This is a genomic window from Homoserinimonas sp. (genome assembly GCF_056262345.1).
In genome coordinates this window covers 35,004-44,075 of record NZ_JBACFR010000180.1, presented here as the reverse complement: position 1 = coordinate 44,075, position 9,072 = coordinate 35,004, and the positions used below count along the sequence as shown (strand labels likewise).

Annotated in this window: 7 protein-coding genes; 3 read left to right on the top strand and 4 right to left on the bottom strand. The window is 63.7% G+C overall.

Features of this window, described 5'->3' with window-relative positions; all coding sequences use genetic code 11:
- The 3 genes from AC062T_RS09100 to AC062T_RS09090 all read right to left on the bottom strand — a co-directional run.
- Positions 1-543: gluzincin family metallopeptidase (locus tag AC062T_RS09100; protein ID WP_476029313.1), on the bottom strand; the 543-nt coding region annotated here is incomplete at its 3' end.
- Positions 544-618: 75 nt separating this feature from the next.
- Positions 619-2,514, bottom strand: coding sequence for a YhgE/Pip family protein (locus tag AC062T_RS09095; protein WP_476029311.1), 1,896 nt, complete (start codon positions 2,512-2,514; stop codon positions 619-621).
- The gene (locus AC062T_RS09090) at positions 2,511-3,176 is read right to left on the bottom strand and encodes a hypothetical protein (RefSeq protein WP_476029309.1); all 666 of its coding nucleotides are present in this window, start codon (positions 3,174-3,176) and stop codon (positions 2,511-2,513) included. Before AC062T_RS09090 ends, AC062T_RS09095 begins: the two co-directional genes overlap by 4 nt.
- A gap of 156 nt (positions 3,177-3,332) precedes the next feature.
- Here AC062T_RS09090 and AC062T_RS09085 point away from each other — a divergent pair, with 156 nt between their 5' ends.
- Together AC062T_RS09085 and AC062T_RS09080 are read left to right on the top strand one after the other, a co-directional pair.
- Complete coding sequence (locus AC062T_RS09085) at positions 3,333-4,454, top strand: LLM class flavin-dependent oxidoreductase (RefSeq protein ID WP_476029317.1); 1,122 nt, start codon at positions 3,333-3,335, stop codon at positions 4,452-4,454.
- Between the two features lie 11 nt (positions 4,455-4,465).
- Positions 4,466-5,101: an FMN reductase gene (locus AC062T_RS09080; RefSeq protein ID WP_476029307.1), complete on the top strand. Its 636-nt coding sequence runs from the start codon at positions 4,466-4,468 to the stop codon at positions 5,099-5,101.
- A gap of 206 nt (positions 5,102-5,307) precedes the next feature.
- On the opposite strand, the gene AC062T_RS09075 is transcribed toward AC062T_RS09080, so the two are convergent.
- Complete coding sequence (locus AC062T_RS09075) at positions 5,308-6,480, bottom strand: baeRF11 domain-containing protein (protein ID WP_476029305.1); 1,173 nt, start codon at positions 6,478-6,480, stop codon at positions 5,308-5,310.
- A gap of 296 nt (positions 6,481-6,776) precedes the next feature.
- On the opposite strand from AC062T_RS09075, the gene AC062T_RS09070 reads away from it, so the two are divergent.
- Positions 6,777-9,056, top strand: a complete 2,280-nt coding sequence (locus tag AC062T_RS09070) for a polyribonucleotide nucleotidyltransferase (RefSeq protein ID WP_476029303.1) — start codon at positions 6,777-6,779, stop codon at positions 9,054-9,056.
- Positions 9,057-9,072: the final 16 nt, after the last annotated feature.

Sequence of the window (9,072 nt, the reverse complement as noted above, 5' to 3'; positions counted from 1 at the left end):
TTCGTGACCGATAACGCTGAGGGAGGCAGTGAACCGCCCGAAGACCTCCCCGTCGCCGTCGCCGAACACCATGCGGCTTCCGTCCCAGAATGCATTGTCATAGCGGTTGCCGTAGTGAACTGTGGCATCCAGTCGCGCGTTGTTGCCGTCTACGGAGGCCCAGCCAACGGCGGAGAGCAGGAGCGTGTGGGTCGCGCCCAGGCCATCCCAGGCCTCCGTTACCGCAATGTCGCCGGGTGCAGTATCACCGCCGTCGGAGCGCACGAGGACTCCCGGCAGCTCTGTGCTGTTTTTCGCGTCGAAGATACGCCGATAGGGCTCGGACTGCGTCGCGGCAGTTGGGTGCTCTAGCTCGGGGGCCACCGCGGAAGGATGCTGCGACAGTCGACCCTGCCGAATCCCTGGATCGGTTTCCAGCGCGTGCCGTGCTGCTGTCGCCGCGGCTTCGAACCGGGGGTCTTCGGCGCTCGCGAGGTGTGCGAGCAAGTAGGGCGGAACAACGAACATGGGTACCGGCGAGCGGGGGGCGGAGGTGGCTGGCATTGATGTATCTTCACATCGGCCACCGACGTAGCTGGGCCAGGCGCGGGCATACCCGGCAAACGCTCGGGTAGGCAGCTAGCCGATCAGGCTCGGCTCCAGGTCTCCGAGCGTTCGGAAGCGCGTCATTCTTGCGACACCGAGTGAGGCGACCACCAGCGCTGTGGCGAGCCACGCAAGGAGCACCCAGGCATCGTTTATCGCGTCAGTGAGATTTCCTCCGTACATCAGCTGTCTGAGCCCGTCCACGGTGTAGGACATGGGTAACAGATGGTGGATAAAGGCGAGCGGGGCAGGGAGGGTCTGCCAGGGAAAAGTTCCGCCCGCGGTCACGAGCTGAAGCACCATCATCACGAGCCCAAGAAACTCCCCGACACTGCCGAGCCAGATATTGAGGGCGAGGAGTATCGAGGCAAACGTTGCCGATGACAGCACCATGAGGCCGATGGTTCCTGCGGGATTCTCGACCTTGAACCCCAGAACAACGGCCACGATGACAAACAGGCCGATCATCTGGAGCACCCCGATCATGGTGGGCGTCAACCAGCCGGCAATCGCGATCTTAACGGGGGAGTGCAGGGCAGTTATGGCACGGCGAGAGAAGGGCTTGATGATGAGAAATAGCGCATAGATGCCGATCCAGGCAGCGAGCCCCATAAAGAAGGGGGCGAGCCCTGCTCCATAGGTTCCCGCTTCCGCGACTGCTGCGGTTTTCACGGTGACGGGGTCTGCAATGTTCTTAGCTTGAGCTGCCCGCTGCTGCTCCGTGGTCTCAGGGATTCGCTGGATGCCATCGGCTAGCCCCGATTGGAGCGTCGCCAGCCCAGAAACCAGTTGCGGCAGCCCTGATGAGAGTTCCGCTGCGCCCGAATTGACCTCGGACGCACCCGTCGCGAGTTCCGCTGAGCCCGCCGCGGCAGATTGGATGCCATTGGTGAGCGTCGGAGCGGCTTGCGCTAGCCTCCGTGCCCCCGCGGCGACCTCGCTTGATCCTGCAGCAAGGGTGTCGAGTTGGCCGACGGCCTGTTTGAGCCTGGCGTCGCCGTTCTGCACTGCGGCGTTGAGATCGTCAAGAACAGTCAGTGCTTCGGCAATCTGAGCGGGGGTGAGTCCCGAGGTCAAGAGTCGTTGTTCAATCTCGTTTCGCACCGGCTGCAGACTCGCGATCACATCGGAGGAGGCCGCGCTGACCTGGTCGCCGAGGGCGGCGACGCGCTGGTTGCCCGAGGCGACCTCGGCCGCACCGTTGGCTAGTGCGGTGCTTTCTGCGGGAAGCGAGGCGGTGCCGGAGGCGAGTTGGCCGAGGCCATCGCGCAGAGTCACCGACCCGCTGGCCAGCTGTGCGGTGCCAGAGGCCAGTTCTGTGGCGCCAGCCGCGGCCGTCTGTGCTCCAGAGAGCAGTTCCGTTACCCCGTTGCTCGCGGTGGAGAGGCTCGTGCGAATCGTCGAGAGGGAGACGAGAAAGGTTGACGCTGCTTCTTCGTTTACCTGCGCCACAATGTCGGTCGTGATGGTCTTGATCGCTTGTTGGCCGATCGTGGTGCCGAGATAGCTGTTGGCATCGTTCGTTGTGAGAACGAGCTCTGCCTGGCGGGGGTCATCGGCCGCGGACGAGGCGATGGCTTCTGAGAAACCCTGGGGGAGCGTTACGGCAAAGTCGAAGCGCTGATCGTCGACGCCCTGTGCCGCTTCTGTGGGGGAGACTCTGTGCCAGTCGAACGTGTTGGAGTCAAGGATTTTCGTGGCGATGCGGTCCCCATAGTTTGTATAGGTGCCGTCCGAGGTGACGCCGCGATCGGCCACGACCAGCGCGACGGGGATCTGGCCCAGGCGGTCGTAGGGGTTCTGATTGGCCCACAAGTAGAGCCCGCCATACAGCAGGGGCACGATTCCGAGGGCGACCAGGGCGATGAACGCCATGGGCTTGCGAACCAGCCGCCGAAACTCCGCCGCGATCATTGCCGGGATCTTCACGATGTGCCTTCCTGCGTGGTTGCGTCGTCATCGCCGCCCCTGGCGTCTGGCGTTGCCACCTGATCGGGTTCTGGCGCGATTCCGAGTGCGGTCGCCGAGGCGACCCCCGCGATTGCCAGCACCGCATAACCTCGGGCAGCGAGTTCTTGTGAACGCTGCCACCAGTGGGCGGGATCCCCGCCGTGCCGGTCTGGCGCGGTGATGACGAGCCCTTCGACGTCGTCGCGCAGCACCGCCAGCTCGGTGAGAAGCCTGATGCGAACAATCGGGGGCACTGTTCCGATGGTCCAGGATCGCCATTCTGTTACGCCGAGTTCGTGCAGGGCGCGAACCGTTGCCCGCGGCCCCGCCGGAAGCCCGGCGAACATGAGTTCCTCGGCAACGACTGCGAACACCGTGACCTCGGCCGACGGGTCGTTGACCTCCGGTGCGTCGATCAGGGCAACCCGCCTGCGCAGCTCTGGCGCATTGGTGGAGTGATCGATGGTCACGCCACCGCTATCCGGGCGCATTCTGCCCGATGCGATGAGCCCGAGAACGCTCGGGCGCTGGGCGGTCTCGACTACGGCGAGTGTCGCAGAGTTACTGCGGAACGCTGCCGACATTACGGGGAGAGCTGAGCCGTGCCGACCCTTGCTCACCTCGGTTAGTGTGACGATCACGAGACCTCCCGATGCGATGGTGCGCGTGGCCCGCTCAGTGTAGGTCTGGAGGCTGGAGTGTTGTCATCGGGTTTGGGGAATAGCAGAGTGCTCGGTCGCGTTGTGACGAATATCAATGCAAACGTATCAAGATAGGACAGCGCGATGAGCACCCAGATGCAGTTCGGTATCTTCAGCGTCGGTGACATCACCGTCGATCCCACAACGGGCAGCACCCCCACCGATGCCTCGCGTCTCAAAGACGTGCTGACGATCGCGCAGCATGCAGAAGAGGTTGGGCTCGATGTCTTCGCCATGGGCGAGCACCACAACCCACCGTTCTTTCCCTCAAGCCCCGTCGCCATCAACAGCTGGCTCGCTGCCAAGACCGAGCGCCTCATACTCTCGACCGCGACGACCCTGATCACGACCAACGATCCCGTGCGTCTCGCCGAGGACTACGCCGTGCTTCAACATCTCTCTGACGGCCGAATGGACCTTACGCTCGGCCGTGGCAACACTGGCCCCGTCTACCCCTGGTTCGGCGAAGATATCCGCCAGGGCATCCCGCTCGCGCTTGAGAAGTATGCGCTGCTTCGCCGCCTGTGGCGCGAAGAGTTCGTCGACTGGGAGGGCCAGTTCCGCACGCCGCTGCAGGGATTCCAGTCGACGCCGCGCCCGCTCGACGGGGTTCCTCCGTTCGTGTGGCATGGCAGCATCCGCAGTCCAGAAATCGCGGAGCAGGCCGCCTACTACGGCGACGGATTCTTCTCCAACCACATCTTTTGGCCGGGATCGCACACCGCCAAGATGGTCGGCTTCTACCGCCAGCGCTTCGAACACTACGGTCACGGAACGGCCGCTGAGGCGATCGTCGGTATCGGCGGGCAGGTCTTCATGCGCAAGAACTCGCAGGATGCGATCAACGAGTTTCGCCCGTACTTCGATAATGCGCCGGTCTACGGAAACGGCCCGAGTCTCGAAGAGTTCACCTCGCAGACGCCGCTCACGGTGGGCAGTCCGCAGGAAGTCATCGACCGCACCCTCGGATTCCGCGACTACGTGGGCGACTATCAGCGTCAGCTGTGGCTGCTCGACCACGCCGGACTCCCACTCAAGACTGTGCTTGAGCAGCTCGACCTGCTCGGGGGAGAAGTGGTCCCCGTTCTTCGCGAGGAGTTCGCCAAGAATCGGCCAGCGAACGTTCCCGATGCCCCTACGCACACCGCACGCATGGCGGCTGCTGCGGCCGCCGTCGAGAGGGCCGCGGCAGAAGCCGACACGGCCCTTCAGAGTTAGGAAGCAGAGCAATGACAGAAACAACCACTCGACGCATCGCCGTGGTATCGGCGGGGCTCAGCAAGCCATCGAGTACCCGGATGCTCGCCGACCGTATTGCGGCGGCAACCGTGGCAGAGCTCGAGGCTCAGGGCATCACGGTTCATGTCGACACGTTCGAGCTGCGCGACACAGCGCAGGATGTGACCAACAACATGCTCACGGGTTTTCCGAGCCCCAAGCTTGAGGAGGTCATCGGCACTGTTACGAGTGCCGACGGACTCATTGTTGTCACTCCCGTGTTCACCACGAGCTACAGCGGTCTGTTCAAGTCGTTCTTCGACGTCATCGATAACCAGGCTCTCGTCGATATGCCGGTCGTGATCGGGGCGACGGCAGGAACGCCGCGCCACTCGCTCGTGCTCGATTACGCGATGCGTCCGCTGTTCACCTACCTGCACGCGGTCGTAACTCCGACCGGCGTTTTCGCCGCATCCTCGGACTGGGGCGACGCGGGCGACAAGGTCAAAACCCTCGGCAGCCGCATCGAGCGTGCGGCGAAGGAGCTTGCTCCGCTCGTCGCCGACTCGACCCGGTCGAGCACGGTGCGAGACCCGTTCGCGCTCGACGCGTCGTTCAGTCCGACAGGGTCTTACATCATCGACTAGCGCGGCCACAGGCCGGGGACGGCATATGAGGTCGGCAGCCGGCGTGGTACCGAGCATGTCTCGATCGATAATATGCTGGCTGCTGCTGGCACCGTCGCAGCCCTGATCGCTGAGACGCTGACGCTTAAGCCACAAGGCCCGCGCGTCCGGAATCCCACGGGGGTGGGGCATTCCGGACGCGCGACTTGTATCCCGCCCCTGTCGGACTACGCGGGTGGTGCCTGCTCGTCGAGCGGATACCGCATCACGGCGGCGACCGAGGATTCTCCCGGTAGGTCCGCACGGCGCACAGCCCACACCTTGCCGCCCGAGCGAAGCACTCGAAGCGCAATCTCGTCCACGATGCCGTTGGTGCTTCCACTCGGTTCCTTCGCCAGAGCGAGGGCACCCGTGTCATCGATCGTGCCCTCCTGGGTGTCGTCGATGTCGAATAGCAGCTCCTCGACGGCGCCGTCGGTAGCAGCGCGGGCAACCGTCGCGAGATCGGCCGAGGCGCGACCGTGGTTTGCTTTGGTGCCAAAGCCCTCTCGCCACGATGTCAGGATGGCGGCGTAATGCTCGTCGAGAACCGCCCTCGCCTTGGTTTCCAGATCCGCCAGAGAGAGGGCAGCGGGGTTCTCCTCGATCGGCTCCGGCAGCAGATTCTTATAGGTGTTCGCCTCGCGATAGGCCGGCTGCAGCTCGCTCGAAGCGGCCAGGATCAACGGCTCGGTGTGCTCCGCCATCGCAGCAATGACGGCGTCCTGCACGATGCGGCAATATTTGCGAAGCTCGATCTTCTCGCCCGTGCTTCCCAATGCACGCCCGCGGTCTCGCTGCCCGTCGCTCGAGGTGTATTCCAGAACCGTGTGGATGTCATCCGGCAGCGTGAGCGGGACCTCGTGCACCCCCTCATCGGGCGAAAGCTCGGCGAGCTGGGCGCCGCCTTCGCTTACGGCCACCACGTACGCCGCGTGACTAAAGGCGATCGATCGAAGAAGCGGCCCGACATCAAACCTGTCGCCGACCGAGGTGCGGTTGGTCAGATGGTTCTTCACTCGGAATTCTCTGGCACCATCCGGGTTGGCAAAGAGCACCATCGATTCTGAGAGGTTCAGCCAGAACTCCTCACTCGTCACTGAGTCGAGAGCCGCCCGCACTGCACGCCGCTGCCGCACGTCGACTCCTGCAGCTTCGAGCTGGTGATCCGCCTCCCGGAGGGCGTCTTTGTATTCGAGCTCTAAGCGCTCTCGTTCTGCGGCGAACGGCGTGGTTCGCAGGATGATGGATACGCTCGCCTCCGATCGTTCGCCAGCGAGTTCAACGATGTCCTGGTAGGTGAGTGTTGCGGTCATGCCTCCACGGTAGGTTTCACCGGCATACGCGGGGAGAACGCTCATGGGATTCCTAGGAACACTCCGCGCTCGCGGCGATCCTGGCTCTCGCAGGGGGTCGCTGGTAGGCTTGGCGAGGTTGCAGAGATGCAACTAGAGCAAGAACCAAACGGAGCAGGCCGGCATGAGGCTGGTCACCGGTGGTGAGTTCCCGTATCGCACAGGGCGAAACGGTGATTTTCTACTGTTGGCCAGAGCCCGGCGCTCGCGCATATCGCGCGCGCCCCTGACTGCCCGCTCCTGCTCCGATGTATGAGTCGCGCCCACACGGGGGGCGACGTAAAACAAAGGAGAAACCCTTAATGGAGGGTCCAGAAATTAAGTTTGCTGAAGCCGTTCTCGACAATGGCAAGTTCGGCAAGCGCACGGTCCGTTTCGAGACCGGCCGCCTCGCGCAGCAGGCACAGGGCGCAGTAGCCGCCTACCTCGATGAGGACACCATGCTTCTGAGCGCCACGAGCGCCGGCAAGCACCCGCGTGAAGGATTCGACTTCTTCCCGCTCACCGTCGATGTCGAAGAGCGTTCCTACGCCGCCGGCAAGATCCCCGGCTCGTTCTTCCGTCGCGAGGGTCGGCCCAGCACCGAGGCCATCCTCGTCTGCCGTCTCATCGACCGGCCCCTGCGTCCGTCGTTCGTCGACGGTCTCCGCAACGAGGTCCAGATCGTCATCACCGTTTTGAGCATCGCCCCCGGCGAGTTCTACGACGCGCTGGCTATCAACGCGGCATCCGCTTCGACGCAGATCTCGGGGCTTCCCTTCAGCGGCCCGATCGCCGGCATCCGCCTCGCCCTCATCGGCGACCAGTGGGTTGCATTCCCCAACGTTGAGCAGCTCGAGAACGCCGTATTCGATCTCACCGTCGCTGGCCGCCTGGTCACCGACAAGGACGGCAACGAAGACATCGCCATCATGATGGTGGAGGCCGAGGCCACCGAGGTTTCATGGAACCTCATCAAGGCGGGCGCAACCAAGCCCGACGAGGCCGTCGTCGCCCAGGGCCTTGAGGCGTCGAAGCCGTTCCTCAAGCAGCTCGTCAAGGCACAGGCTGAGCTTGCCGCTCAGTCGGCCAAGGAGATCCAGGAGTTCCCGGTATTCACCGCGTACGACCAGGCCACCTACGACGCCGTTTCTGCTGTCGCTCTTGACCGTCTCAAGGACGTCTACCAGATCGCAGCCAAGGTCGAGCGCCAGGATGCGGATGACGCACTCAAGGCCGAGGTCAAGACGGCAATCGCCGCCAAGGTCGAGGCTGGCGAGCTGCCCGCCGAGGCTAACGGTCAGGTGTCTGCCGCCTACAAGTCGGTCACCAAGAAGGTCGTTCGCGACCGCATCCTCACCGAGGGTGTTCGTATGGACGGTCGTGGCCTTGCCGACATCCGTCCGCTCGACGCCGAGGTCCAGGTCATCCCGCGCGTTCACGGTTCGGCGATCTTCCAGCGCGGCGAGACCCAGATCCTGGGTGTCACCACGCTGAACATGCTCAAGATGGAGCAGCAGATCGACTCCCTGAGCCCGATCACCAAGAAGCGCTACCTGCACCACTACAACTTCCCGCCCTACTCGACCGGTGAGACCGGCCGCGTTGGTTCGCCGAAGCGTCGCGAGATCGGGCACGGCTTCCTCGCCGAGCGCGCCCTCGTACCGGTTCTGCCGAGCCGCGAGGAGTTCCCCTACGCAATCCGTCAGGTCTCCGAGGCGCTCAGCTCCAACGGCTCGACCTCGATGGGTTCTGTTTGCGCTTCGACCCTGTCGCTGCTCAACGCCGGTGTGCCGCTGCGCGCACCCGTTGCCGGCATCGCCATGGGCCTCGTCTCCGACACCATCGATGGTGAGACCCGCTACGCGGCTCTGACCGACATTCTCGGTGCAGAAGACGCTCTGGGCGACATGGACTTCAAGGTCGCCGGTACCAGCGAGTTCATCACCGCAATCCAGCTCGACACCAAGCTCGATGGCATCCCGTCGTCCGTTCTTGATGGCGCGCTCAAGCAGGCCAAGGATGCCCGCACGGCAATCCTCAGCGTGCTGACGTCGGCTATCGACGAGCCCGACGAGATGGCCCCGACCGCGCCCCGCGTGATCGCGGTGCAGATCCCCGTTGACAAGATCGGTGAGTTGATCGGCCCGAAGGGCAAGACGATCAACCAGATCCAGGACGACACGGGAGCCGACATCTCGATCGAGGACGACGGAACCGTTTACATCGGTGCCGTTGACGGACCGTCGGCCGAGGCTGCTCGTGCCGCGGTTAACGCGATCGCTAACCCCCTCAACCCTGAGGTGGGCGAGCGCTTCCTCGGCACCGTCGTGAAGATCGCCACCTTCGGCGCCTTCGTGTCGCTGATGCCGGGTCGCGATGGTCTCCTGCACATCTCCGAGGTTCGCAAGCTTGCCGGTGGCAAGCGTGTTGAGAACGTTGAGGACGTGCTCTCCGTCGGCCAGAAGATTCAGGTCCAGATCACCAAGATCGACGACCGTGGAAAGCTCTCGCTCGAGCCCGTCCAGGACGAGACCGAAGCTGCAGACACCGATGGTTCTGCTGCCACGACTACGTCGACCGAGGCGCCTGCAGAGGGCTAATCGCCACCGCAGTGTC